This window comes from Larkinella harenae, from assembly GCF_054780515.1.
On sequence record NZ_BAAGWE010000001.1, the window covers coordinates 2,697,055 to 2,722,297 of the forward strand.

19 protein-coding genes are annotated in these 25,243 nt (G+C 52.2%); 10 read left to right on the plus strand and 9 right to left on the minus strand.

Annotated features, from left to right (window positions below; translation table 11 throughout):
- Window positions 1-107: 107 nt before the first annotated feature.
- Window positions 108-1,568: a Gfo/Idh/MocA family protein gene (locus ACYVH9_RS11050; RefSeq protein ID WP_460636373.1), complete on the plus strand. Its 1,461-nt coding sequence runs from the start codon at window positions 108-110 to the stop codon at window positions 1,566-1,568.
- Between the two features lie 177 nt (window positions 1,569-1,745).
- Window positions 1,746-2,999 carry a Na+/H+ antiporter gene (locus tag ACYVH9_RS11055; RefSeq protein ID WP_460636374.1) on the plus strand — a complete coding sequence of 418 codons (1,254 nt, stop codon included), beginning with the start codon at window positions 1,746-1,748 and terminating at the stop codon, window positions 2,997-2,999.
- A 69-nt stretch (window positions 3,000-3,068) separates the two neighbouring features.
- Here the strand turns inward: ACYVH9_RS11055 and ACYVH9_RS11060 are convergent, their stop codons facing one another.
- The 5 genes from ACYVH9_RS11060 to ACYVH9_RS11080 form a co-directional block, all read right to left on the minus strand.
- On the minus strand, window positions 3,069-5,639 hold the full coding sequence (locus tag ACYVH9_RS11060) for a phosphocholine-specific phospholipase C (RefSeq protein ID WP_460636375.1): 2,571 nt from the start codon (window positions 5,637-5,639) through the stop codon (window positions 3,069-3,071).
- A 218-nt stretch (window positions 5,640-5,857) separates the two neighbouring features.
- Complete coding sequence (purL, locus tag ACYVH9_RS11065) at window positions 5,858-9,529, minus strand: phosphoribosylformylglycinamidine synthase (protein WP_460636376.1); 3,672 nt, start codon at window positions 9,527-9,529, stop codon at window positions 5,858-5,860.
- 241 nt (window positions 9,530-9,770) lie between these two features.
- Window positions 9,771-10,166, minus strand: coding sequence for a hypothetical protein (locus ACYVH9_RS11070; RefSeq protein WP_460636377.1), 396 nt, complete (start codon window positions 10,164-10,166; stop codon window positions 9,771-9,773).
- A 10-nt stretch (window positions 10,167-10,176) separates the two neighbouring features.
- On the minus strand, window positions 10,177-11,124 hold the full coding sequence (locus ACYVH9_RS11075; RefSeq protein ID WP_460636378.1) for an NAD(P)-dependent alcohol dehydrogenase: 948 nt from the start codon (window positions 11,122-11,124) through the stop codon (window positions 10,177-10,179).
- A 57-nt stretch (window positions 11,125-11,181) separates the two neighbouring features.
- On the minus strand, window positions 11,182-11,451 hold the full coding sequence (locus tag ACYVH9_RS11080) for a hypothetical protein (protein WP_460636379.1): 270 nt from the start codon (window positions 11,449-11,451) through the stop codon (window positions 11,182-11,184).
- A 205-nt stretch (window positions 11,452-11,656) separates the two neighbouring features.
- Here ACYVH9_RS11080 and ACYVH9_RS11085 point away from each other — a divergent pair, with 205 nt between their 5' ends.
- Both ACYVH9_RS11085 and ACYVH9_RS11090 read left to right on the plus strand, forming a co-directional pair.
- Window positions 11,657-11,869 (plus strand): hypervirulence associated TUDOR domain-containing protein, encoded by a 213-nt coding sequence (locus ACYVH9_RS11085; RefSeq protein WP_460636380.1) that lies wholly within the window; start codon window positions 11,657-11,659, stop codon window positions 11,867-11,869.
- A 36-nt stretch (window positions 11,870-11,905) separates the two neighbouring features.
- Complete coding sequence (locus ACYVH9_RS11090) at window positions 11,906-12,208, plus strand: DUF3140 domain-containing protein (protein ID WP_460636381.1); 303 nt, start codon at window positions 11,906-11,908, stop codon at window positions 12,206-12,208.
- A gap of 88 nt (window positions 12,209-12,296) precedes the next feature.
- Here ACYVH9_RS11090 and ACYVH9_RS11095 read toward each other — a convergent pair whose 3' ends face one another.
- A complete protein-coding gene (locus tag ACYVH9_RS11095) occupies window positions 12,297-13,523 on the minus strand; it encodes an FISUMP domain-containing protein (protein ID WP_460636382.1) in 1,227 nt (408 codons plus the stop codon).
- Window positions 13,524-13,706: 183 nt separating this feature from the next.
- Here ACYVH9_RS11095 and ACYVH9_RS11100 point away from each other — a divergent pair, with 183 nt between their 5' ends.
- The 3 genes from ACYVH9_RS11100 to ACYVH9_RS11110 are packed head-to-tail and all read left to right on the plus strand — an operon-like array spanning window position 13,707 to window position 16,497.
- Window positions 13,707-14,852, plus strand: coding sequence for a glycoside hydrolase family 5 protein (locus ACYVH9_RS11100; protein ID WP_460636383.1), 1,146 nt, complete (start codon window positions 13,707-13,709; stop codon window positions 14,850-14,852).
- Window positions 14,852-15,640, plus strand: a complete 789-nt coding sequence (locus tag ACYVH9_RS11105) for a pseudouridine synthase (RefSeq protein ID WP_460636384.1) — start codon at window positions 14,852-14,854, stop codon at window positions 15,638-15,640. The genes ACYVH9_RS11100 and ACYVH9_RS11105 overlap by 1 nt, the downstream gene beginning before the upstream one ends.
- Complete coding sequence (locus tag ACYVH9_RS11110; protein WP_460636385.1) at window positions 15,637-16,497, plus strand: SDR family oxidoreductase; 861 nt, start codon at window positions 15,637-15,639, stop codon at window positions 16,495-16,497. The genes ACYVH9_RS11105 and ACYVH9_RS11110 overlap by 4 nt, the downstream gene beginning before the upstream one ends.
- Window positions 16,498-16,579: 82 nt before the next feature.
- On the opposite strand, the gene ACYVH9_RS11115 is transcribed toward ACYVH9_RS11110, so the two are convergent.
- Window positions 16,580-16,948 (minus strand): DoxX family protein, encoded by a 369-nt coding sequence (locus ACYVH9_RS11115; protein WP_460636386.1) that lies wholly within the window; start codon window positions 16,946-16,948, stop codon window positions 16,580-16,582.
- A gap of 169 nt (window positions 16,949-17,117) precedes the next feature.
- Between ACYVH9_RS11115 and ACYVH9_RS11120 the strand changes: the two genes are divergently transcribed.
- Entirely contained in the window at window positions 17,118-17,489 is a 372-nt protein-coding gene (locus tag ACYVH9_RS11120; RefSeq protein WP_460636387.1) for a winged helix-turn-helix transcriptional regulator, read from the plus strand.
- A gap of 67 nt (window positions 17,490-17,556) precedes the next feature.
- On the opposite strand, the gene ACYVH9_RS11125 is transcribed toward ACYVH9_RS11120, so the two are convergent.
- Window positions 17,557-18,849 (minus strand): acetyl-CoA hydrolase/transferase family protein, encoded by a 1,293-nt coding sequence (locus ACYVH9_RS11125; protein ID WP_460636388.1) that lies wholly within the window; start codon window positions 18,847-18,849, stop codon window positions 17,557-17,559.
- Window positions 18,850-19,360: 511 nt separating this feature from the next.
- On the opposite strand from ACYVH9_RS11125, the gene ACYVH9_RS11130 reads away from it, so the two are divergent.
- Together ACYVH9_RS11130 and ACYVH9_RS11135 are read left to right on the plus strand one after the other, a co-directional pair.
- Window positions 19,361-20,560: a Gfo/Idh/MocA family protein gene (locus tag ACYVH9_RS11130; protein WP_460636389.1), complete on the plus strand. Its 1,200-nt coding sequence runs from the start codon at window positions 19,361-19,363 to the stop codon at window positions 20,558-20,560.
- A 349-nt stretch (window positions 20,561-20,909) separates the two neighbouring features.
- Window positions 20,910-23,900 carry a hybrid sensor histidine kinase/response regulator transcription factor gene (locus ACYVH9_RS11135; RefSeq protein ID WP_460636390.1) on the plus strand — a complete coding sequence of 997 codons (2,991 nt, stop codon included), beginning with the start codon at window positions 20,910-20,912 and terminating at the stop codon, window positions 23,898-23,900.
- Between the two features lie 23 nt (window positions 23,901-23,923).
- Here ACYVH9_RS11135 and ACYVH9_RS11140 read toward each other — a convergent pair whose 3' ends face one another.
- Window positions 23,924-25,231 (minus strand): hemolysin family protein, encoded by a 1,308-nt coding sequence (locus ACYVH9_RS11140; protein ID WP_460636391.1) that lies wholly within the window; start codon window positions 25,229-25,231, stop codon window positions 23,924-23,926.
- Window positions 25,232-25,243 lie beyond the last annotated feature (12 nt).

Here is a 25,243-nt window from a genome sequence, read left to right on the forward strand (position 1 = left end):
TTTGGCGGATTTGCCAAAGAACCTGGGGGTTGAAAAGTAGCTATTTGTCCCTTAAAATTCTATCTTTACGTTTTACACATTTCAGATTTTATTCACCCATTGACCTTATGCAATCCAATCGTCGCGACTTCATTAAGGGACTGACAGCGGCTTCCGCGCTGGTAGCTACCCAGAGCGTCGCCAAACCCTTCAACATCATTAGGGACCTGAAAAAAATCAGTCCCAATGACAAAATCCGGATTGCCACCATCGGAATGGGCATTCAGGGTAATTATGACACCCAGGCGGCCCTGCGCAACCCCGATGTAGAACTGGTGGCCGTCGCCGATTTGTACTCGGGTCGTCTGGAGCACGCCCGAACGGCTTTTGGCCAGCAACTGTTTACCACCCGCGATTACCGCGAGATTCTGGCTCGTCCGGATGTGGATGCCGTACTGGTGGTAACGCCCGACCATTGGCACGATCACATTACCATTGCAGCTCTGAAAGCCGGGAAACACGTGTATTGTGAAAAACCGATGGTGCAGCACCTGAACGAGGGCAAAGCCGTGATCGATGCCTGGAAAAAGTCGGGAAGAACCATGCAGGTAGGTAGCCAGCGCATTAGCAGTGCGGCTTTTCAGGAGGCCAAACGGCTGATTCAGGCGGGGGAAATCGGTGCCATCAACTACATCGAGTCGAACAGCGACCGGTTTAATGCGATTGGTGCCTGGAACTACTCCGTGCCACCCGATGCTTCGCCCCAAACCGTTGACTGGGATCGCTTTCTGGGCGATGCACCCAAGCGGCCGTTCGATCCGATCCGGTTTTTCCGCTGGCGGAACTTCAAAGATTACGGCACGGGCGTAGCCGGTGATTTGTTCGTCCACCTGATTACGGGCGTTCATTTTGTAACCAATACGTTGGGGCCAACCCGGATTTATTCGTCGGGCAACCTGGCGTACTGGAAGGAGCACCGCGATGTGCCCGATATCATGACCAGCATCATGGACTACCCAAAAACCGATCAGCACGATGCTTTCCAGATGGTGCTGCGGGTCAACTTTGCCAACGCTGGCAAGATCAGCAACGTCACCCGGATCATTGGCAACGAAGGCACCGTTGAGTTTTCGCAGGACAACCTGATTCTGACCAAGAAAAAGCTGCCCATCGCGCCGGGCTACGGCAATTACGACAGTTTCTTTACCTTCACGGAGGATGTGCAGAAGAAGTTTGTGGAGCAGTACGACGCCAAATATCCGCCCGAAACCCGCACCGCCGAACCGGTGAAGGAGGTGAAATTTGAAGCACCGAAGGACGACGATGCGCACGCCAAGCACTTTGCCGACTTCTTTACGAATGTTCGCAGCGGGAGCCAGGGAACCATCGAAGACCCCGTTTTCGGATTCCGGGCGGCCGCTCCGGTGCTGGCCTGCAACGAGAGTTATTTCGAGAACAAGGTGGTTCATTGGGACCCGGTGACGATGACGCAAAAGAACCCACAGGCATCGAAAGGCAAAGCACCAGCTACCGGTGGCAAGAAGCCCGTAACGACCAAAAAAACGGTTGCGGTGACGAAGAAAACGTAAAAGTAGGTTTCTTGAATGTTTCGAATGGCCCGTATATTCATGCGGGCCATTCGAGTTTATGGCCTAACGGGAACGGTATTTGCTCGTTCAAGGGTTGTCTGACGAAAGGCTATTCGAGTCAGTTCGAAAGCTGCAAAAAATAAGCGCGTGGAAAATTATAGCATCGTATTGTTTATCATGGCGATCATGATCGTGTTATCGGCGGTCGCCAGTCGAATTAAAATCCCGTATCCCATTCTGCTGGTATTAACCGGAATCGGCATTGGCTTTCTTCCCAACATTCCCGCTATTACCATCAATCCGGAGGTAATTTTCCTGATTTTCCTGCCGCCCCTTTTATACGATGCATCGTTCAACATCTCGTTCAAAGAGTTGAGAAGCAACTGGCCGACGGTTAGCTCGCTGGCTATTTCGCTGGTATTTCTGACCACTACCGCTATTGCCGTGGTCACTTATTTCCTCATTCCGGGCATGAACTGGCCCCTGGCGTTTACCCTGGGTGCGATCTTATCACCTCCCGATGCCGTGGCCGCTACCAATGTGACCAAAGGGCTGGGGCTTTCTCACCGGACGCTGACAATTCTGGAAGGGGAAAGTCTGGTAAACGATGCTTCTGGACTGACAGCTTATCGGTTTGCGGTGGCGGCCATTTCGGGGGCGGGATTTACGCTCTGGAAAGCGTACGGCCAGTTTCTGATTGTGCTGATCGGTGGTTGTGTGGTCGGGTTGGTATTTGGCCGGGTACTGGTGTATTTTCTCCGGCGCATTTACGGAAACGGTGTCATCGCCATCAGTGCAATGGCTTTGGCGCCCTTTGTGGCGTATCTGCTGGCGGAAGAAATCCACGTGTCAGGCGTTCTGGCGGTGGTGGTGCTGGGCATAACCTTGTCCTACTACACCAACAAGCTGTTTCCGACCTCCGTTAAAAATCAGAACAAATCCTTCTGGGACGTGATCATTTTTCTGCTCAATGGACTGGTTTTCATCCTGATTGGGCTGGAATTTCCGCAGGTCGTCAGCAGTATTGACCACGAAACCATTTTGCCGCTCATCGGCTACAGTTTTCTGCTCAGTTTGATCATGCTGATTATCCGAATTCTGTGGATTTTCGGGCATAACAATAATCTGGAAAAAGCGATTGCCCGGCGCAACTACTTTCCCGAGCGTCAGCCGCGGTTCCGGTTTTATTCCGACGAAAAAATTGATTGGCGCGATGCCCTGGTTATTGGCTGGTCGGGGATGCGCGGAATTGTCTCACTGGCGTCGGCCCTGGCGCTGCCCCTCACCCTGGACGATGGAACAGTGTTTGCAGAACGGAATACCCTGATTTTTCTGTCTGTTGTTGTGGTATTGATCACGCTGGTGGTTCAGGGGCTGAGCTTGCCGCTCTTGGTGCGAACATTGAAGAATGGTGAAAAAAAAGCCGCCTAATGGCGGCCAAACGCAGAATCGGAAAGCACGCTATACAGCGTGCTTTCCGACGGAGAAAATAGGTAGTGGTTACACCAGTTCGCCACCCATGGCCGGATCGGTGAAACTGGGCTTACCGGTTTCGACCCGCCCCGCATAGCGTTTCTCAAACACGGTATTGCCGGAAACCTTAACACTGAAATCGTACCAGCCGTAGCTTTTGCTCAAATCCAGCACCACGCTGGCCCGACCACCTTTCGGAATCACCTTGGTTCGCGCTGCGGTTTTGTACGCATTGTCTGTGATCTCAACCGTAATTGGTTTGGCTGCATCCAGGTTGCTGAATTTCAATTCAACCGCGCCCGTCAGGACGTTGGATTGGGGCGTTTTACGCTGGTACTCGCACTGAACCGTAACCTGCGGGTCGTTGGCATTACCGATGAATTCGCGGAAAAAACCGTTGGGGCCATTCACCCGGAACTGGTAGGTGCCCTGTTCGAAGTCGGTCAGGTTCCAGCGGTCCGTCAAGGTGTCGCCAGCGCTCACGGCGTAGTCGCGGATGGATAGCTTCCGCTCCGGTTTTTCGCGGGCCGACACATAGTTGTCGAACGCATAAACCGTAAAAGGTGAACCCGCGGATTTTGGGCCAAAAACTTCATTTTTAGCCTGCATCGTGATTCCGAATGATTTTTTATCGGCACTTAGTTTTCCATCAACGTATAGTTGGTAGGGAAGGGCACAGGCGGCCCGAATGCCTTTTTCTTGCCGGGGAACCACTGATGAAACCGCCCCGCCCCGCTTGAGTTGGTCAATCTCCGCTTTCGACAGTTGTTTATACCCCGAAGGCAGTTCTTTAAACTGGGCTTTGTGAATGCTCTCGACAAATTCATTGCGGGCCACAAAAGTTGGCAACGGAATTTTCTCACCACTGTACGGACGGAACACCGATGTCAAATCCCCGCAGACCGTTCGGCGCCAGGCACTAATGTTGGCTTCCTCGACTTTTTTGCCCGTTTTTTTGCTCAGAAATACTTCCAGGAATTGCAAAATGGACGTGTGGTCGAACACCTCCGACGAAACCATACCACCCCGGCTCCAGGGGGAAGCAATTACGAGCGGCACTCGGTAACCAAGACCGATGGCACTCGCCCGGGCTTCTTTTTGGGCATTGTTGCTTTTCCGCTGCAACTCGTGCTCCGTATAAACGTGCTCGATGCTGGTGTCAATTCCCTTGGATGTAAAACCAGTTTCGGGTTTGTCGGGGTGCGGGGCTACAAACGGCGGAACATGGTCAAAATAACCGTCGTTCTCGTCGTAACACAAAATAAAAACCGTCTTTTTCCAGACTTCCGGGTTTTGCGTCAGGATGTCGAGCATCTCGGAAATGTACCAGGCGCCGTACCAGGCCGAACTGGGGTGATCGGAAAAGTTTTCGGGGGCCACCACCCACGAAACCGTTGGTAATGAATTGTTTTTTACGTCGGTCCGGAATTGGTGCAGCACGTCACCTTTCGGGATTTCTACTTCCCGCTCTGTGGTACCATCGTGGTACTTCAGCTTCGCCAGGGAGTGATAATTCGGATCATTTTTATTCGTGGTGAACGCTTTTTCGTGCAGGTTTTTCGAGCGTTGTGTCAGCTTTTCAAAGTTTTCGCGGCTAAACTTCGCGCGGTGTTCCCGACCGGTTTTTAACTCTGCTTCCTTCCGGGCCAGTTCTTTTTTGAGCTTTTCGGTTTCCGCACCGGTTTCGGGCAGGCCTTTGATTTTTTCGGTCAGCGCCTGAATCTCCGCCGGCAGCGCTGCGATTCGTTGTTCCAGGTTCTTCTGGTAGGCTTCCGAAAAACCGACATTGTATTGTTCAAACCATTCGATGGGGTTGTCGGTAAAGTTGGCCAGCCAGCTTTCTTCCTCCCCCTTAAAACCGACGGGCAAGCTCAGTTCGTTTTGGTAGATCCGCCACGAAATACCGTGGTCTTCCAGCCGCTCGGGGAAGGTGGTCCAGCGGGCTACATCGTCATAATCTACATCTTCGTTCCGGACGTTGGCTTTTACCGATCGGTCGGGCTTTTCCCGGATTGTACCGGTCCAGAGATACAGCCGGTTGGGAGTAGTACCGGTAAGTGACGAGCAGAAATTCTGGTCACAAACCGTAAAGGCATCGGCCAGGGCGTAGTAAAACGGAATGTCTTCCCGGTTGTAATACCCCATCGTTAAGGGCATTTTGGCGTATTGCTTGTTGCCAGAACGTTTGGAGTCCAGCCACTTATCGTATTTGCCATCATTGCGGGCGTCCACCTGATTCGTCCACGAGTGGGGCAGCGAACTCATCCAGGTTGCTTTGGTATCTTTCAGGTTCAGCCGAAACGGAGCGTAGGTTTCGCCAGCTCCGTTGGTTTGTAGCCAGACGGGATGCTGGTTGGGTAGTGTGATGGCCCGCGGATCGTTGAAGCCCCGAACGCCCTGAAGCATTCCGTAGCAATGGTCGAAAGAACGGTTTTCCTGCATGAGAATGACGACATGTTCGGCGTCAAAAACCGTACTGCCCGGTTGGGGGTCGATGGCCAGGGCTTTTTGAATCGATTCGGGAAGGGCCTGAAAAAGGCTGGTGCCGCTGGCGAGAAGCGCGGCTTTTTTGAGAAATTCTCTGCGGGTATCGGTCATGGCGGGCTGGGTAGTGAGTACTCAGTAAAATTAGCTTTTTTTCGGCCCCCTGCTAAAAAATGCCGCTCAATTTAACAGAATGATAACTTTTTTCGGTTCGTGAATGTCGTTTTGACTACGTAAATAAGGTTACGGTTTGGGGAAATGGATTGCATCAATCTTCCGGCAGGCGTTAACGCAGCAATCCGACTCAGTTGAGTCGGATTGCTGCGTTAACCTTACTTGGTGTGCCCTTCGCACCACGTTCTCGCATTGACGAAGGCTTCCAACCAAGGGCTTACCTCGTCTTGACGGCCGTTTGGATAGTTCGCCCAGTTCCACTGGAAGATGGAACGCTCAATGTGCGGCATGGTTACAAGGTGACGACCGCTTGCATCGCAAAGCATTGCCGTGTTGAAGGCCGATCCGTTCGGGTTGTGCGGATAACCTTCGTACGCGTATTTCGCCACGATGTTGTATTGATCTTCCGTATTCGGCAGGTTGAACTTTCCTTCGCCGTGCGAAATCCAGACGCCCAGCGTTGAGCCCGCCAGCGTTTTCAGCATGATCGAATTGTTCTCCTGCACCTTCACCGACGAAAAGCTCGACTCGTGCTTACCCGAGGTATTGTGGTGCAGTTTGCCGTGTTCAGCGTGGTCCGGGTTGATTAGCTCCAGCTCCATAAACAACTGGCAACCGTTGCAAATCCCTACCGACAGCGTGTCCGGGCGGGCAAAGAAATTGTCCAGCGCTTTTTTCGCTTTCTCGTTGTAGAGGAAGGCACCCGCCCAGCCTTTGGCCGAACCTAACACATCCGAGTTGGAGAAACCACCTACGGCACCGATAAACTGAATATCTTCCAGCGTTTCGCGACCGGAAATCAGGTCGGTCATGTGTACGTCCTTCACGTCAAATCCGGCCAGGAACATCGCATTGGCCATTTCGCGCTCCGAGTTCGACCCTTTCTCACGGATGATGGCCGCTTTAGGACGCGGTTTTGACGCGTCGATGGCTGGTTTTTTTCCGTCGAAATGCGCCGGGAAATTGTACTGCAAAGGCTGCACCTTGTAATTGGTGAAACGCTCCTGCGCCATGCCATTTCTGGACTGCTTCTGATCCAGCAGGAAAGAGGTTTTGTACCACGTATCGCGCGTTTCGGCAACGTCAAACGTGAACGTGTCCGCGTTGTTAGTGAACGTCACTTCGTTGCCCTCCTGAACCGCTCCGATCTTCACCGCGTCAACACCGGCATTTTTGAGAGCTTGCTCGAAAGCTGCATCATCTTTCGCCTGCAACACAACCGCAATGTTTTCGTTGAAGAGCGCCTTGACGGTATCGGCTTCGTTCAATCCGCTTAAATCGTAATTAGCGGCCAGGTTGATATCCGCAAAGCACATTTCGAGCAGCGTCGTAATCAAACCGCCCGAGCCCACATCGTGACCAGCCGCCAGTTGATCGGCGTGGATAAGATCCTGAATGGCGTTGAATGCCTTAGCGAAATAATCCGCATCCTGAATCGTCGGTACCGAAGAACCAATCTTATTGTTGATCTGCGCAAACGAAGAACCGCCTAGTTTAAACGCGTCTTTCGACAAGTTAATGTAGTAAACAGAACCCCCGTTTTTCTGCAATACCGGCTCTACGACTTTGCGAATATTGGTACAGTTACCAGCCGCCGAGATAATCACTGTACCCGGAGCAATGACATCGCCCGTCGGGTATTTCTGTTTCATCGAGAGCGAATCTTTACCGGTCGGAATGTTGATACCCAGCGCAATAGCAAAATCCGAACAGGCTTTCACAGCTTCGTACAGGCGGGCATCTTCCCCCTCGTTGTTACAGGCCCACATCCAGTTGGCCGACAGCGAAACACCTTTCAAGCCGTTTTTAATCGGCGCAAAAACAAGGTTGGACAAGGCTTCGGCAATGGCGTTGCGAGAACCGGCTGCCGGGTCCACCAGGGCGGTCAACGGCGAATGGCCGACGGTCGTTGCGATCCCCTCGGTCGATTTATAGTCCAGCGCCATAACCCCTACGTTGTTGAGGGGCAATTGCAGCGGACCGGCGCACTGCTGTTTCGCCACGCGGCCACCCACGCAGCGGTCTACTTTATTGGTCAACCAGTCCTTACAGGCAACGGCTTCCAGTTGCAGCACCTGATCCAGATAGGCGGGAATGTTTTGTACCTCGTAAGAAAGGTCCGCATACGTACGGTTCACTTTCTTATCGTTCATGATGGTTTTGGGCGACGAACCAAAGAAGTCTTCCAGCGCGTAATCCATGGGTTTTTCGCCCGTCGATTTCGATTGGAAGGTAAACCGATGGTCGCCCGTCACGTCACCCACGGTATACATGGGAGCGCGTTCCCGATCCGCTACTTTCTGTAACGTTTCGAGGTCTTTTTCACCAATCACGAGGCCCATCCGTTCCTGTGATTCGTTTCCGATGATTTCTTTGGCCGAAAGCGTCGGATCGCCCACGGGTAATTTATCCAGATCGATCAAACCGCCAGTTTCCTCCACCAGTTCCGACAAACAGTTCAGGTGCCCGCCCGCGCCGTGGTCGTGAATGGAAACGATAGGGTTGTTGTCCGACTCCACGAATCCGCGAATCGCGTTGGCTGCGCGTTTCTGCATCTCGGGGTTCGACCGCTGGATGGCGTTTAGCTCGATGCCCGAACCAAACGCGCCGGTCTCCGCCGAAGAAACGGCCGCACCGCCCATTCCAATCCGGTAGTTTTCGCCACCAAGCACCACGATTTTGTCGCCTTCTTTGGGCGTATGCTTTTTCGCCTGATTCAGCTTACCGTAGCCAACGCCACCGGCTTGCATGATCACCTTGTCATAACCCAGCTTACGACCGTTTTCTTCGTGTTCGAACGTTAGAACGGAACCCGTAATCAGAGGTTGACCAAACTTATTGCCGAAATCGGTCGCCCCGTTGGACGCTTTGATCAGGATGTCCATAGGGGTCTGGTAGAGCCACTTACGCTCATCCATCGCTTTTTCCCACGGGCGGTCTTCCATCAGCCGGGAGTAAGCCGTCATGTAGATGGCCGTTCCTGCCAGCGGCAACGCGCCCTGGCCACCCGCCAGACGATCCCGGATTTCACCCCCCGAACCCGTCGCAGCCCCGGCGAAAGGCTCCACGGTGGTCGGGAAGTTGTGCGTTTCTGCCTTCAGCGAAAGCACGGATTCAAATTCTTTTTCCTCGTAAAAATCGGGCTTGTCGGCCGACTTGGGAGCGAACTGCGTCACCGTCGGTCCTTTAACAAACGCCACGTTATCTTTATACGCCGAAACAATATCGTTCGGGTTCGTTTCTGAGGTTTTTTTGATGAGTTTGAACAGGGAAGTCGGCATTTCCTCACCGTCGATCACAAACGTTCCGTTGAAAATTTTGTGTCGGCAATGCTCCGAGTTAGCCTGAGAAAAAGCGAAAACTTCGGAATCCGTCAGCTTCCGGCCAATTTTTGCCGATAGCCTGTTCAGGTAGTCTACTTCGTCCGGACTCAAGGCCAAGCCTTCCTGTTTGTTATAAGCATTAATATCGTCAATCGCCAGAACGGGTTCCGGCGTGATATCAATGGTGTACATATCCTGGGTCAAAGCCGTGTATTTCTGCGAGATCATCGGATCGAAACCGTTGAAATCAGCGGGAACCGGCTCAAATTCTTCAATCCGAATAATACCGGAAATGCCCATGTTCTGGGTGATTTCGACGGCGTTGGTGCTCCAAGGCGTAACCATCGCGGCACGCGGCCCCACAAAGGACCGGTTCACCGTGGTTTCGTCTAATTTTTTAGCGTTGCCGAAGAGCCAGTTGAGCTTTTGGATGTCTTCCGGAGATGGAGTATTTTCTGTTTGAACACCATAGACGTAATCTTTTGGGTTCGCGAAGAAATGAATCATTACGATGCGATATGAAGTCTGTGTAAGTAAAGTACAAAATTACGAAATAAACCGTTCCTCCTAACCAAGGCAGCGCTAGGTATCCCCAGCATTTATTTCCATAATTTTTCTTTTGAAACACAGCTTTGTCTTAAACAACAGCTCCGGCAGAGTGCTTCAGCAGGAATAGCCCTGATACTGCACTCCGCCGGAGCTAAGTATGATAATCGAATCGAATGGCGGTTTTTTAGGCTTCCATGGCCTATCCTTTGGGTTTTTCCTCCCGGGGTTTAAGCGTGCCGCGAGCGATGGGTTCCGGTTTGGCTTTCGGGTCGGAAAACCGTAGCAGGGTAGCGGTCGAAAATTCGGCCTTGGGTGATTTGGTGATCAGCAACTGGTAGGAACGGGTTCCCACAACCAAGTTGTAATACGTCATCGCGCCGGATTCCTGCGGCAACCCCCAATTGGCAACCGGTTCTTTGGCAAGCACTTTCTGGTCTTCATCCGACAGCGTTGCGTAGGCGGTGTCGGGCTGGAATTTTTTGTTGGTAACGCCTTCAATTGTCGAGACAACCGCGGGTGGGGTAGTGCCCGCGGGTTTGGTCTGTGCCATTACCGACGCTCCCGTCAGCAACAACAATAAAAAACCTGTTTTCATGTGGTGTGATTTATAGTTCAACGACCAGCTTCCCTTTGACGCGGCCCGCTTCACTATCGGCGTGAGCCAGCGCAAGTTCGTCCAGGCGGTAGGTTCGTTCGATAACCGGAAGCAGCTTTCCGTCCGTAACTTGCTGAAGCAGCCAGTTCATCTCCTCCTGCTTAAACGAAAAGATGAGTGATTCGGCTTTTTGTTTGGTAAAAACCGTTACGACCTGTTCCAAAATCTGCTTTGCGGATGGAATGGTTGTCACATAAATACCCTCTTCAGTCAGGATTTCCCGGCAATCGTCGAAAGAGCTTTTGCCGATGGCATCAAAAACCAGGTTGTACTTCTCCAGGCTTTTGGTAAAATCGGCGAGGTTGTAATCAATGATGGCATCAGCCCCGAGCTGGCGCGCCAACGGCGCTCCTTCCGTGCTGCAAACGGCGGTGACATGAGCGCCCAGAATTTTGGCAATCTGGATTGCAAAAGTACCAACACCGCCCGTGGCCCCGTTGATGAGAACCCGTTCTTCTGGCTTCAGAAGACCTTTGTTAAGCAGCGCTTGCAAGGCCGTTCCGGCGGCAATGGGCATTGATGCGCCCTGGACAAAATCGACAGAATCGGGCAGTTTGGCGACGTTGGTGTCTTTTGCTACCACGTATTCGGCATAACCGCCCCCTTCCGCCCCCAGCGAAGCCACCACCCGGTCGCCGGGTTTCACGTCTTTGACCATCAGGCCAATTTCTTCAACAATTCCGGCACATTCACCCCCCAGTATTTTGGGGAAATGGCCCGACAACAGAATCTTCATGTCGCCCTTTCGCACTTTGGCGTCCATCGGGTTGATGCCAGCCGCATGAACGCGAATCAGCACCTTGTGCGGATCGTCGTTGTAATCAATGGTGGGTTTGGGAACCTCCTGAACGTGTAACTCGTGGCTTTCGCCGTATTGGTTGATGATGGCTGCTTTCATATCAGAGCGTCAGTTGATGATTCGTTAAATTTCTCCGCAGAGAGCGGAAAAGGGGCGTCACTGATCAGAAGACGACTGGGGTGGTTCGGTCTGCCGAATGATGAGACGGTCGACTTCCAGTTCGCCAATTCGTAGTTTACGAATGGAGCCGCGCCCCACGCGCAGTTGGCCAATGGCCAGAGCGCCCACGGCCAGTGCACCTACTGCAAAGGCCCCCAGTGCGAGCGCTCCAAGGGCCAGTTGCCCGACCGCCAGCCGTCCGACGGCGGCTTGTCCGATGCTGCGGCTACCCATTTGCAGCGGAAACGTGAATTTCTTTGATGACATGACGACACGCATTTAAATGAGCAAAGGAAACGTTTTTGGGTATTTCCATTTGCTAAACCGTTTTGCCGGAAGGGAGTTTGGGCGTCTTAGGCTACGGTACGAATTTGACCGGGTAAAAACCGTCTGAAACTGCCCCAAATCAGCCTCCGAAACATTCTGTCTGCACACGCAGTTAAGCGCATTTCAACTTAGTCACACAACGGTTATGGTCAAAAAAGGAGATACGGTGCGTTGGAAATACGCCAGTGGGCACGCCGAGGGGAAGGTGGTGGAAATTCACAAAGAAGACGTGGAGAAAACCATTAAGGGGTCGAAAATAAAACGAAAGGGTTCGGACGACAATCCGGCACTGGTCATCGAACAGGACGATAAGGATGTGGTTTTGAAACTGGAAAGCGAAGTTGAGAAAATTCACTAATCCGCTAAACGCTATGAATGAGGAGGAAAAAAAGAAGTGCTCGACGCGTTCAATGAACTGGTGAACATGAGTCCGTCGGAACTGGAAAAATGGCTAACAACCGAGGAATCGAAATCGGTGGGCTGGGACAGCGGTGATGGCGAGTCCGTAGGCCATAAGTCAGGCGAAAAAATCATTCAGATCAAACGAAAGAAACGAGCCGATCTGACCAATCCTGACTTTGAGCATATGCGCAAGGTAGTGGGTTACATTAAACGCCATAGCGCCCAGCGACCAAAAGACGTGAAAGGTAGCAACTGGGAATATTCGCTCAAAAACTGGGGCCACGATCCAGCGTAGGGGCTACGGTTTATAGTTTACGGTTACAACCTAACGCCCGCCAGTGGGCGTCAGCAACCGTAAACTATGAACCGCAAACTGTAAACCGTTACTTATCCCGCACCAGGCGAACGGGCAGGTGTGGTGGGTTGTAGCCAACGGGATAAATGCCAAACTTGGCGTAGGTGTCGCTGGGCAGCTGGATGATTTCGAAAGCAACCTGAATTTCGTTTTCATCCACTTCCGAAGTCCAGAGCAGGCAGTTGGTCCCTTCCCCGTTCGGATTGCCGTTCAGGACCCGCAGGTTGCCGGGAACAGCGTTGAAGCCCGACCGGTTGTTGGCATAACCGTCCTGTTTTTTCCAGCCCGTGGCTGCCATCAACTGTCCCAGTTTTTTCTTGGATGCCAGGTCGGCACCGTCGGTCGAGCCCCAGTCGTTCAGGGTTAAGCCTTGTGATGCCAGCAGTTTCACAAAATCCTGCTTGGACGGCAGCCGCCAGCCCGCCGGAATCTGGAGTAGAGTGGGCAAGTCTGCGTGTTTATAATAGGTGCCGTACTGCGGTTTTGCACCGTCTTTCAGGCCTCCAACTCCGCCGTCGTAATTGACCGACATCCACTCCTGATTGCCAATGGTTACCGTTGGGTAATACTGTTTGCCGATCTGGACGTAGGTGCCGGAGGTTGGCGGTTTGGCGTAGCTGCCATCGCCCCCCGGCGTTGATGGAATGGTGTTACCAACTTTTGTATACTCCACTGAATACTGGTTGCCGCCGTCGAACCGTTGCGCTTTCAGGTAATTGGTTTGGTTGGAATACGTGGTTCCCTGCGGGTTTCGCAGGACGCTGTAATAGCTTTTCAAATCTTCCGTTTTGATGGGAGACTCTTTGTAGCCCGTTGCCTTGTTGCTGAAGATCCGCATGACACCGGATTGAGCATGGAATGTCAGCTGGGCCGGATTGGCCTGGTATTCGAGGGTCCCCGTGATTTTGTAGAGGTATTGTTTTTCTTCTCCACCGCTTCCACTGTACACTTCGGACGTATATTCGATGGCGTTTTTGCCGTCCTTGGGGAAGATCATGGTGCGAAATTCACGGAAACCGGCTTCGCCCTGAAAGGTCTTTTTCTCCCAGTTATCAATTAGCGGGCCTGCATTGTGGCTGGCGTACCAGGTGCCGACCAGGTGATCGGGAATGGATGTGGAAGGCGTGGTGGGAACCTCCTGCCCGCCATTGCCGCCTTCTTCAGGATTGACTTTTTCGTGATTGCAACTGGCCAATGTGCTGATCACCAGAGCCAGCAGGGCTGCTTTTGATAGCAGACGTTTTCCTAATTTCATCTTGGTTCTTTTGTAGTTGTTGTTTGGTTACCCTATGCGATTGGGTGCCGCAAAATTGATAGCCCGAACGAACGAATGGAAAGCACTTGTGCGTCAATTGCGAAAGACAGGTAATTAATTGTTCAAAACGCGTCGCAAAGTGGTTTTTGAGTAAATTTGTGGATTCACTATTCTGGTCCCAGTATGCAACGCAGAACATTTCTTCAACATACCGGCTTGCTGGCGGCTGCCGTCAGCGCGGCTTCTCCTACGGTTTTAGCCGCTTCTTCGGCTCCCGTGGCCAAGAACAAACTACCGAAATGGAAAGGCTTCAACCTGCTGGATTTCTTTTCACCTAACCCGGCCCAAAACCGTCCGGCTACGCAGGAGGAGTATTTCAAATGGATGCGTGACTGGGGTTTTGATTTTGTCCGGCTACCGATTGCTTACCCGGCCTATGTTAAATTTGACCGCAGCCGGAACATTACGCCCGAAGAGGTGTATCAGATTGATGAACAGGCCGTGGAGCGAATCGAAAAGCTGGTGGCGATGGCCCACAAAAACGGGTTACACGTCAGCCTGAATCTGCACCGGGCACCCGGTTATTGCGTCAATGCGGGTTTCCACGAACCGTATAATCTCTGGCGCGATCAACAAGCGCAGGACGCGTTTTATTTCCACTGGAACATGTGGGCTAAACGCTACAAGAACATGTCGCCAGAAAAAATCAGCTTCGATCTGGTGAATGAACCGAGCATGCGGGAAGACATGAACGACCAGCATTCCAGGCGCGGCCCGGTGCCGGGCGATGTGTATCGAAAAGTAGCCAAAGCCGCTGCGGAAGCCATCCGGAAAGAAAATCCGAAGCATTTGGTAATTGCCGACGGCAACAACACCGGCTCGACCATCATCCCCGAAATTACGGATCTTAACATTGGCCAAAGTTGTCGGGGTTATCATCCGGGCATTATTTCGCACTACAAAGCGCCCTGGGCCAATAAAGATCCTGAGAATTTGCCACTGCCCAAATGGCCGGGTCAGGTGGGTGATAAATACCTTAGTCGCGCGATGCTGGAAGAATTTTACAAACCCTGGATCGGGTTGGTCAACCAGGGCGTTGGCGTACACTGTGGCGAGTGCGGTTGCTGGAACAAAACACCCCACGATGTGTTTCTGGCCTGGTTTGGCGATGTACTCGATATCCTGACCAGCAACGGCATTGGGTTTGCTCTCTGGGAGTTCAGTGGTTCATTTGGTGTGTTAAATTCCGACCGCGCCGATGTGGCTTACGAAGACTGGCACGGCCATAAGCTGGACCGAAAGTTGTTGAACCTGATGGCTAAATATTGATGGGAGAGGAGCTGCCGGAAGCCGGCCTGATGCGTTCGCAGAAGCCACTGGAGATTCTTTACCAGACCGACGATCTGATTGCGGTCAATAAACCGCACGGGTTGCTGGTTCACCGCTCCATGATTGCCAGCGACGCCAGCGAATTTGCCGTGCAACTGCTGCGTGACCAGCTGGGGCAGCGGGTGTATCCCGTGCACCGGCTGGATCGCAAAACCGGCGGTGTTCTGCTGTTTGCCCTCAATGAAAGGATGAATTCACTCATGCAGCAGCAATTTGCCGAAGGGAAAGTAGCAAAAACCTACCTGGCCATTGTGCGTGGGTATACGCCCAATACCCTGGACATTGATTACCCACTCCGGCTCGACGACAAGCTGGCGGGTGCCCAAGACAGCCGATTGGATAGTTTGCAGGATGCGTTTACCAGCTTAAACACCCTCCGGCGCACCGAAATCCCGTTGCCGTTCGGAAAACACCCCACGTCCCGGTATTCACTCGTGGAGTTGGCCCCAACGACGGGTCGGTTTCATCAGCTTCGGAAGCATATGGCGCACATTCTCCACCCAATCATTGGCGACCGGCCCCACGGCTGTAACAAGCAAAACCGGTTGTTTAAGGAGTATTTTGGGATGGATACGATGCTGTTGCACGCGCATCAAGTCTGGTTCCGGCATCCGTTGACCAACGACGAAATTGGTATTATAGCACCCTGGCAGGCTGAATTCAGTCGGATGCTGACGGTTTTGTTCGGATCAGAAAAATTGCACGAAGCTCTTTCTTACCACGGATGAATATTGCGGTTTTAGGCGCAACGGGTCTAATCGGAAAACCCGTTACGGAGCAACTCATTGCCGCCGGCTACACCGTCACCCTATTGGCCCGTAACCCCGCTAAGGCGAAAGCCGTTTTTCCTTCGGTTCGGGTGGTCAGGGCGGATTTACGGAATCCGGAAAGCCTGCGGGCCGGATTGCATAACCAGCAGGCGGTTTACCTGAATCTCTCGGTTCGACCGAACGAAAAGCCGGATGAATTTCACACCGAAACCGATGGGTTGAAAATCCTGTTGGCTGAAGCCCGTCAGGCCGGAATCCAGCGAATTGGTTATCTGTCGTCGCTGGTGATGCGCTACCAGGGCATGAATGGTTTTCATTGGTGGGTGTTTGCGGTAAAGCACGAAGCCGTGCGGCTGCTGAAAGAATCCGGCATTCCGTCTACGATCTTTTATCCGTCGACGTTCATGGAAAGCTTTTCGATGCAGACGCAGGGGCCAGTATTGCCGTTGGCCGGTACGTCTGTTGCACCCATGTGGTTCGTGGCGGGTCAGGACTACGGTCGGCAAGTGGCGCGGGCGTTGCAACTGCCCGGCAATCAAAACCGCGACTATGTGATTCAGGGCCCGGAAGCTCATACTTACGAAGCCGGAGCGAAGCTGTTTGCTGGTCAATATCCCAAACGAAAGTTGGTGATCGTCAAAGCGCCCCTGGGTGTTCTGAAATTTCTGGGCCGCTTTAGCCAGACGGTTCATTACGGTGCCCACATTATCGAAGCGTTGAACAACTATCCCGAACGCTTTGAAGCTGGGCAGACCTGGACGGAATTGGGAAAACCGGCTTTGACGATTGTGGATTACGCCCACCAGGCCCCCTGAACGAAGCGTTGAAGGTTAAAAGTTAAAAAAGCCGCACGGATTACGCTTTCGCACGGCTCTTCAAACAGGCCCTTTCCTCGATTCAGGACAGCTTGCTGGAAGGGAAAAAGATGGTTTGATCGCGCAGGAAAGCCGAAATCCAGATGAGCGCCATCGGCAGAAAGGCATTAAAGGGCGTGCCGTGGGAAAGTTCTGTCGCCAGGGCACCCGCGAAATAGCAGGATAGGAGAATAAAACCCAGTTTCATAGTTTTAGGGTAAAGATACAGCAGAGCGAAACTGATCTCCATCATTCCTAGTCCCTTGAGGTAAGGCGCTATGCCCATTTTAGTCATGTTGGCCATCATCTCCGGCGATTGGGGCAGAAACTTCATAATACCACTGAAGATGGTCATACCGGCGGCTAACACCGTAAAAAGGATGGTTGCAATTCGTTTAATTTGAGGATTCATCGCAGTAATTTTGTTTGATAGGTTCACAATTGGGCCCGTGTAGCACCCGGTCTGATCTGTAATTTGAATACAATCCCGGCGCTCGCCAGTGATTTACTGCGACAAAATTATGTATATTTGCTTTCCATAATATAGCAGTTACCCAAAGGTAACCATATGATTTTTTACGATGAAACAGCGACCTCATTCGGATTGCCAGGCCAGGCTACTGCCTATTCGGGATGCCCTGGAGCTAATCAGCGGGAAGTGGAAACTCCAGGTTATTATTTCGATATCCGCCGGAAATCAGCGATTTCGGGAAATCGAGCGGAGCATTCCTGGGATCACCTCCAAAGTATTGGCCAAAGAATTAAAGGATCTGGAAGAAAATCAGCTCATCAAACGAACCGTACACGATACAACGCCGGTGACGGTTTTGTATACGGCGGAGCCTTATGCCTGTTCGCTGGATAACGTCATCACGGCTTTGCACGACTGGGGGCTGGGTCACCGGAAGAAGATCATCCAGCATGAAACCAGGGAATTGCCGGTGGAAGAATAATCGTTTTACCGGATTTGAATCCATCAAAATGAAAAATGGCCCGTAATGGGCCATTCGTTTGTTGGAGTTATTCAAAGATCTTGAACCGTTCGTGGGCCTGCCGTTCCAGGTTCTCGCGGTGGTCGGGGTGGGCGATGTCAATGAGGGCCCGGGCCCGTTGGCGGAGATTCTTGCCGTAGAGGTACGCAACGCCATACTCCGTCACGATGTAATGGACGTGGGCGCGGGTAGTGGTTACGCCGGCTCCCTCTTTTAGGAACGGTACAATTTTACTGTCGCCGTATTTGGTTACCGATGGCAGCGCAATGATCGGTTTTCCGCCTTCCGAGAGCGATGCGCCCCGCACAAAATCCATTTGCCCGCCCACACCAGAATACTGGTAGGTTCCGATGGTGTCGGCGCAGACTTGTCCGGTCAGGTCCACTTCGATGGCGCTATTGATGGCCGTTACCTTCGGATTGCGCCGGATGATGGCCGTATCGTTGGTGTAGGTGACCTCCTTCATCACGACGCTGGGGTTATCGTTGATAAAGTCGTACAGCCGTCGGGTACCCATCGCAAAGCACGAAACCAGTTTATACGGAATCGCTTTCTTGTTTTCATTGGTAATGACACCCCGCTCCACCAGATCAATCACGCCATCGGAAAACATTTCGGTATGAATGCCCAGCTTCTGGTGGTGAACCAGTTCCGCCAGCACGGCGTTCGGAATACCGCCAATGCCCATTTGTAAGGTCGCCCCGTCTTCAACCAGTTCGGCCACATAGCGGCCAATTTTCTGTTCCGTAACCGTTGCGGTTTTTAACGCCATTTCGTACAACGGATCCTCGCATTCGATGGCTGCGTGCAGGGTGCTGACGTGGATAATGCCGTCGCCGTGCGTGCGCGGTACATTCGGATTGATTTGCGCAATCACGTATTTGGCCGTTTTGACGGCACTCAAGGAGATATCCACCGACGGCCCCAGCGAGCAAAAACCATGTTGGTCAGGTGGTGAAACCTGAATCAGGGCCACGTCCAGTGGCAGGATATGGCGTTGGAAAAGCAACGGTATTTCACTCAGAAAAATCGGGACGTAATCGGCAATTCCGGCGTTGACCTGTTTGCGCATATTCGCGCCGATAAAGAAGGCATTGGGGTTAAAATGAGGGGCATATTGTTCTTCGCAATACGGCAGATGACCTTCCGTATGCATATGACATACTTCAATATTGCGCAGATCGGCACTGACGGCGCGCTCCACCATCGCGGCAATGAGCCGGTGGGGAGTTTGAGCGACGCTATGGATAAAAACACGGTTGCCGGATTGAATAACCTGCACGGCCTGCTCCGGACTAACAATAGGAACTAAATTGCTCATAACGCGGAAAATCGATGGATGCGGACGAAATAGGATTTTATTTCGGGCAAAATTACGGGCAAAAAGGGTTGGATGAGGTGAGGAAAGTCAGCTCATAACCGAAATCTTATTCTGGGAAATCCGTAATTAAACACCAGTGAACGGCAAGTTGATAAATAATGACCAGAAAATCATATAAAATGCCGAATTCTCTTGTCGCCTGATTACGGCCATTGATCCCTTCAATCCGGGTTTTTGTCCGGTCGCTGGCGGGTGTATGACGACGAAAAGGCACTGGCCGCATATTTGTAACGCGCAGTCAAGCCAATCCCGTTGAGTTGGCAAACTTGACCGGGGGCTACCCAAACCGCCGGGGCACAATGACTGATGAAAAGAAAACGAAGCAAATTCCTTGGTTGAGCTGGGCTCCTGCTGGCTCATTTAACCAAACATTGCCTTACTGACAAGGTTATAAAACCGGCGATCCGGACGGACCGCCAGTTTTAATGTTAATTCAAACTACTTCATCGTTATGCAGAATTTGCCTTTTTCACGCCGGAGTTTCATGCGCCAGGTCGGAATGGCGTCATTGGCCGTGCCGGGAATTGTTTCGTTGGCAGGATTACAAGCTTGTGGCGGAGGAGAAAACAAGTCGTCTGAAAAAGAAGAATCGGCGGCTAAGGAAAGCGCCGGCAACCGCAAACTGGGTATCGCCCTGGTGGGTTTGGGGAAATACAGTGAAGGAGAACTGGCCCCGGCGCTGGAAAAAACCAGTTTTTGTCGGTTGGCGGGCATTGTCACGGGTACGCCCGAAAAAGCCGATAAGTGGAAGAAGAAATACGACATACCCGATAAGAACGTCTACGATTATCAAACCTTCGACCAGATTGCCGACAATCCGGAGATCGACATCGTGTATGTGGTGTTGCCGAATTCAATGCATGCCGAGTATGTCATCCGGGCGGCTAAGGCCGGTAAGCACGTCATTTGCGAAAAACCAATGGCCACCAACGCCGAGGATGCGCAAAAAATGATTGATGCCTGTAAAGCCGCCGGGAAGATGCTGTCGATAGGATACCGGCTGCACTTTGAGCCTCACAACCTGGAGATGATGCGCCTGGGGCAACAGAACGTTTACGGACCGGTCAAGAAAATCTATGCCCAGAATGGACAGGTGCAGAGCAATGATACGCCCTGGCGCCTGGACCGCAAGCTGGGGGGCGGTGGGCCACTGCCGGATGTGGGCATTTATGCGCTTCAGGGGGCCATCTACACCAAAGGTGAGATTCCAATTTCGGTCACCGCCAAATTTCATCCCGTGACCGACAAAGAGAAATTCAAGAATGTGGAAGAAGGCATGGATTTTCAGTTGCAGTTTGCCGATGGAACCGTGGCCGAATGCAAAACCAGTTATAACGATAAGTACAGCCTCTTGCGGGCCGAGACGGACCAGAGCTGGTTTGAACTGTCACCCGCTTACGCTTATTCAGGGCTGGAAGGCAAAACCAAGGAAGGAAAAATGGACGTAGAAAACGTGCCCCAGCAAACCCGGCAGATGGATGCTTTTGCGGATTGCATTCTGAATAATAAAAAGACGACGGTTCCGGGTGAGATGGGCCTGCGGGATGTGCAGTTGATCGAAGCGATTTATCGGGCGGCTGAAACGGGCCAGAAAGTATCGACTAAAGACGTGAAGCAGGTGCTGGACCCTACGCCAAAACAGCATGCATAAATCCGGGTGAACGATGAGTGGTTGTGTGTGGGCACTCATCGTTCATGCCATTCAGGGGGATGTATTCAAAACCGTCAGCAGGAGAAGGCGCGTCTCCGGAACTGGTTGGTTGAGTAAAAATGACCAGTGCCGCAAAGCAAATGCTCAAAATGGTTCGAACGTAATCAGGAGAAAGCCGTATACCCTCGCATCATTCATTGGCGGGGCTATTGCTCAGATTGTTGCAAGAAAGAGCCGGTATGGTGTAGTAATAAAGCCAAGTGGTGGAAAAACATCAACCATTTACTCATTAGAATACGTAACATATGTTCCGATACGCTTAACTTGCGCAAGTAAAATTGGCGAGGTAATGAGGAAAATTTTACTTCTTCTTTTTTGGGGGATGAGCGGTTGGGCGATGGCCCAGCAGAGCAAACGGGATAGCTTAGAGGCATTGCTGAAGAATAGCAGGCCGGATACCAATCGGGTTAAACTGCTGATAGAAACCGCAAGCGTATATTGGAGCAGTAACCCGCCAAAAGTAAAGGAGTATGCTGAGAAAGCCAGACAGCTTTCCGAAAAGTTACAGTATCCGGTTGGGGTAGGACGCAGCTACGGCAACCTGGGAATTTACTACTGGGTGCAGGGCCAGTATCAGCAGGCAATTGAGTCGATTAAAATAGGTTTACCATATCTTGAACAGGAGAACCACGTACAAGGTATCGCTTCGGCCTACCACAACTTGGGCATTAATTACGCTGCGTTAGGCGATTTTTCACAGGCCATTGATTACTATTTCAGAGCGCTGAAATTTTACGAGAAAATGGGGAAGGCGGCCGAGGCAAATGCAGCGGGCACGTACAATAGCATTGGGGTTATTTTCGAGCACCAGCAGAAGTACGATCAGGCCTTGCGCTACTATTGGCAATCGTACCATAAAAATGCCGGTATTGATCCCCGGAGTCAGGCTGGGGTGTTGATCAATATCGGAACTATTCACCAGCTCAAGGGTGATTTGCCCAAATCCATTGCTTATCTGAATCAGTCCAGGAGCCGCTTTCAAACGCTCAAAGAACCGATCGGAATCGCGATGAGCAGCAACCATCTGGGCGATGTTTACCTGAAAATGAAGCAGCCCGCCCGGGCCGAAAGCTATTTCCGGCAGGCACTGCAACTGGCTGAACGTGAAAAATATCCATCGAGCATTTTGACGAGTCTGCTGGGATTGGGGAAGGTACAATCTGAAACGGGACACAGTGCCCAAAGTCTCAATTTTTTTGGCAAAGCCGTTCAGTTGGCCGAGCAACTCCATCAGAAGGAAGAACGGCTGCTGGCGTACAAGGGGCTGGCAACGGCGTATGCCGCCACGGGCAATTACCTGAAAGCGTACGGATTTCAATCGAAATGGGCGGCCCTGAACGATTCGGTATTTAATGAAGAAAGTACGAAGAAAATAGCCCGCGTGCAGGCTGAATACCAGACCGAAAAAAAACAGGCTGAAATCGAATTGCTGCAAAAAAAACAGGAAGTTTCGGAGTTGTGGCGCAATGCGATTGGCACGGGCCTGCTGTTTACCCTGGTTGTTGGGGCATTGGTGGTAAGCCGACAGCGGTTAAAAATTCAGAAAAATCAGGCCCTGCTGGCACAGAGCCAGGAAGTGGCCGCGAAAAATGAACAACTGCAAAACCAGACCCAGCAACTGGAACAACAGGCTGGCACGCTGACGATTCAGGCCCGGCAATTGCAGGAGATGGATGAGGTGAAATCCCGCTTTTTTGCCAATATCTCGCACGAATTTCGCACCCCGTTGACGCTCATTATCGGAACGTTGGCCGACAAAATGCGTGCGCTGACGGATGAAACCAATATCCTCTTTCACTGGAGCGAAGTAACGGTTATGCACCGGAATGCCCAGCGGTTGCTGCAATTGATCAATCAGTTGCTCGACTTGTCGAAGATTGAATCCGGCAACATGGAGCTTGCTCTCCGGCCCGGGTCGATCAATCAGTTGCTGGCGGTAACCACAGCTTCGTTTTCGTCAATGGCCGGGCAACGCCACGTGCAGTATATCGTCCGGATTGCACCCGAGCCGCTTTCGTTGCGCTACCACGCCGATCAACTGGAAAAAGTTATCACCAACCTGTTATCCAACGCCTTCAAGTTTACGCCCAGCGGAGGTGTGGTTCGTCTTCTGGCCCAGCAGGTTATGCGGGATGAAAAACCGTACGTGCAGATCGCGATAGAAGATACCGGCGTGGGCATCGCTCCGGAGCAGATTGATCGGGTTTTTGAACGGTTTTACCAGGGAAGTTCGTCGCTGATCGGCGATCAGCCCGGAACCGGCATTGGGTTGTCGCTGGTCAAAGAAATTGTTCAACTGCACGGTGGAACCGTTCGGGTGGAAACTAACGACGAGCCCGGCAGCCGGTTTGTGGTGGAGCTGCCGTTTGAAGCGATGACGGAACCGGATGACGAGGCTGTTGTACCAAAGCGGGAGTTCGTTGAGACGGGAGCATTGACCATGCGGCCTGCCCTGGAAAGATCGGAAACGCTGGTGGAAGGCGAAGCAAACCGGCCAACGCTGCTGATTGTGGAAGATAACGAAGACTTGCGAATGTTTATCGGTAACCAGCTCCGCAAACATTACCGGATTCTGGAGTGCGAAAATGGGGCTCGTGGATTGGAGGTCGCCATTGAAAATACGCCGGATTTGCTGATTACTGACTGGATGATGCCCGAAATGGACGGAGTTGAGCTGTGTCGTCGGATCAAAACCGATGAGCGTACCAGCCACATCCCGATTATTATGCTGACGGCACTGGCAACGCAGGACAACAAGCTGACGGGGCTGGAAACGGGAGCCGACGATTACCTCACCAAACCGTTCGATTCGCGGGAACTGCTGGTGCGGGTGCAGAATCTGATCGAAACCCGTCGAAAACTCCGCGAGCGGTTTGGCCGCGAATTGCGGATCGAACCCACCGACATGGCCGTCACATCCGCTGACGAGAAATTCCTGAAGCGTGTCCTGAAGATTGTGGAAGACAATATGGGTAATTCCGAATTTGGGGCCGAAGACTTTGGGCGTGAAGCTGGGTTTAGCCGGATGCAATTGCACCGCAAACTGACGGCCCTAACGGGCCAGTCGGCGGGGGATTTCCTCCGCGTCATGCGCCTGAAACGGGCCGCCCAGTTGCTGGAGGGTCAGGCGGCTTCGGTCTCAGAAATCGCCTACGAAGTGGGTTTCAACTCCCTTTCTTATTTTTCCAAAACGTTTCGTGAGCAATTTGGCGTATCGCCGAACGAATACGCCAATCGCTCCAATGCCTCGGTATCGCCGTTAGGGCAGCAGCCGACCTAACAGCTTGTTGCTCTTTTTCCAGGTTATGATTCCACCCGGTCTACGACCTGGACGCGTTCGATGGCTGGTCCTCGTTTAGACAGGATCGTTATTTCGTAATCGTGAAGAAAAATAGTCTCGCCAACATCGGGCAAACGACCGAAGGCATTGAGTAGCAAACCGGCCAACGTTTCGTAATCGCCCGCTTTCTGTAACTCGCGCGGGAGAAAATCATTGATTTCGTCGAGCGAATAGGTGGCCTGAACGGTGTATGTACCGGGGGCGGTTTCCTCCACAGCGGGTAGTTCTTCGTCGGATTCATCCTGAATTTCGCCCACCAGTTCCTCCAGAATATCTTCCATCGTAATCAGGCCTTCGGTACCGCCGTATTCATTGACGACGATGGCCATTTGTTTGCGTTGCCGCTGAAAATCCTTCAATAGCGGGCGAATTCGCCGGGTTTCGGGCACAAACATCACCGGTTTGATGAATTGCCGAATGTCGACATCGGGCGATTGATGCAGCGCGATCAGCAGTTCTTTCAGGTGAATCACACCCAGGATGTTATCAAAATCATCCTGGTAACAGGGCACCCGCGAATACCGTTCCTGCAACAGGCTGTAGAGTTTGTTTTCGTTAAAATTGTCGATTTCAATACCAAACATCTGGGTGCGGGGCACCATGATCTGCCGAACGGTTTTTTCCGAAAACTCGAAAGCGCGTTCCACCAGCGTCAGATCGGCGGAGTCGTTGCTGTCTTCGATATGGCCCTCTTCGGTGCTCTGGTGTACGAGGTATTTCAACTCGTCGGCGCTGTGTACTTCGCTGCTGTGGACGGCATCAATGCCAAATCCGCGCAGCAGCATGGCCGCAATGTTGTTTAGTACCCAGATGAAGGGGCGAAAGATGAAATAGAAACCCTGCAAGGGATACGCGATGAGCAGGGTCGTTGTTTCCGAGCGTTGAATGGCGAGTGATTTGGGCGCCAGCTCTCCAAACACAATGTGGAGAACCGTAATCAAGGTAAAGGCAATGGGCAATGAAATCTGGTGGGTGGTTTCTTCACTCAATTGCAGGTTGAACAAATCGAACAACGCCGACAACATGGAGGCAACGACAGGCTCGCCGATCCAGCCCAGGCCCAGGCTGGCCAGCGTAATGCCCAATTGGGTTGCCGCCAGATAACCATCCAGTTGGGAGACAATCTGGACCGCCAGCCGGGCGGCTGCGTTGCCCGACTGCGCTTTCAATTCGAGCTGCGAAGCCCGTACTTTAACAATGGCAAATTCAGCCGCGACAAAAAAACCGTTCAGTGCGACCAACAACAGGGTAATCAGAAAATTTACTAGCATGACAAGGAAATA

Coding starts and splice junctions, on each gene's coding strand:
- ACYVH9_RS11050 (WP_460636373.1), top strand. CDS start 108: ATGCAATCCAATCGTCGCGACTTCATTAAGGGACTGACAGCGGCTTCC.
- ACYVH9_RS11055 (WP_460636374.1), top strand. CDS start 1,746: ATGGCGATCATGATCGTGTTATCGGCGGTCGCCAGTCGAATTAAAATC.
- ACYVH9_RS11060 (WP_460636375.1), bottom strand. CDS start 5,639: ATGACCGATACCCGCAGAGAATTTCTCAAAAAAGCCGCGCTTCTCGCC.
- purL (WP_460636376.1), bottom strand. CDS start 9,529: ATGATTCATTTCTTCGCGAACCCAAAAGATTACGTCTATGGTGTTCAA.
- ACYVH9_RS11070 (WP_460636377.1), bottom strand. CDS start 10,166: ATGAAAACAGGTTTTTTATTGTTGTTGCTGACGGGAGCGTCGGTAATG.
- ACYVH9_RS11075 (WP_460636378.1), bottom strand. CDS start 11,124: ATGAAAGCAGCCATCATCAACCAATACGGCGAAAGCCACGAGTTACAC.
- ACYVH9_RS11080 (WP_460636379.1), bottom strand. CDS start 11,451: ATGTCATCAAAGAAATTCACGTTTCCGCTGCAAATGGGTAGCCGCAGC.
- ACYVH9_RS11085 (WP_460636380.1), top strand. CDS start 11,657: ATGGTCAAAAAAGGAGATACGGTGCGTTGGAAATACGCCAGTGGGCAC.
- ACYVH9_RS11095 (WP_460636382.1), bottom strand. CDS start 13,523: ATGAAATTAGGAAAACGTCTGCTATCAAAAGCAGCCCTGCTGGCTCTG.
- ACYVH9_RS11100 (WP_460636383.1), top strand. CDS start 13,707: ATGCAACGCAGAACATTTCTTCAACATACCGGCTTGCTGGCGGCTGCC.
- ACYVH9_RS11105 (WP_460636384.1), top strand. CDS start 14,852: ATGGGAGAGGAGCTGCCGGAAGCCGGCCTGATGCGTTCGCAGAAGCCA.
- ACYVH9_RS11110 (WP_460636385.1), top strand. CDS start 15,637: ATGAATATTGCGGTTTTAGGCGCAACGGGTCTAATCGGAAAACCCGTT.
- ACYVH9_RS11115 (WP_460636386.1), bottom strand. CDS start 16,948: ATGAATCCTCAAATTAAACGAATTGCAACCATCCTTTTTACGGTGTTA.
- ACYVH9_RS11120 (WP_460636387.1), top strand. CDS start 17,118: ATGAAACAGCGACCTCATTCGGATTGCCAGGCCAGGCTACTGCCTATT.
- ACYVH9_RS11125 (WP_460636388.1), bottom strand. CDS start 18,849: ATGAGCAATTTAGTTCCTATTGTTAGTCCGGAGCAGGCCGTGCAGGTT.
- ACYVH9_RS11130 (WP_460636389.1), top strand. CDS start 19,361: ATGCAGAATTTGCCTTTTTCACGCCGGAGTTTCATGCGCCAGGTCGGA.
- ACYVH9_RS11135 (WP_460636390.1), top strand. CDS start 20,910: ATGAGGAAAATTTTACTTCTTCTTTTTTGGGGGATGAGCGGTTGGGCG.
- ACYVH9_RS11140 (WP_460636391.1), bottom strand. CDS start 25,231: ATGCTAGTAAATTTTCTGATTACCCTGTTGTTGGTCGCACTGAACGGT.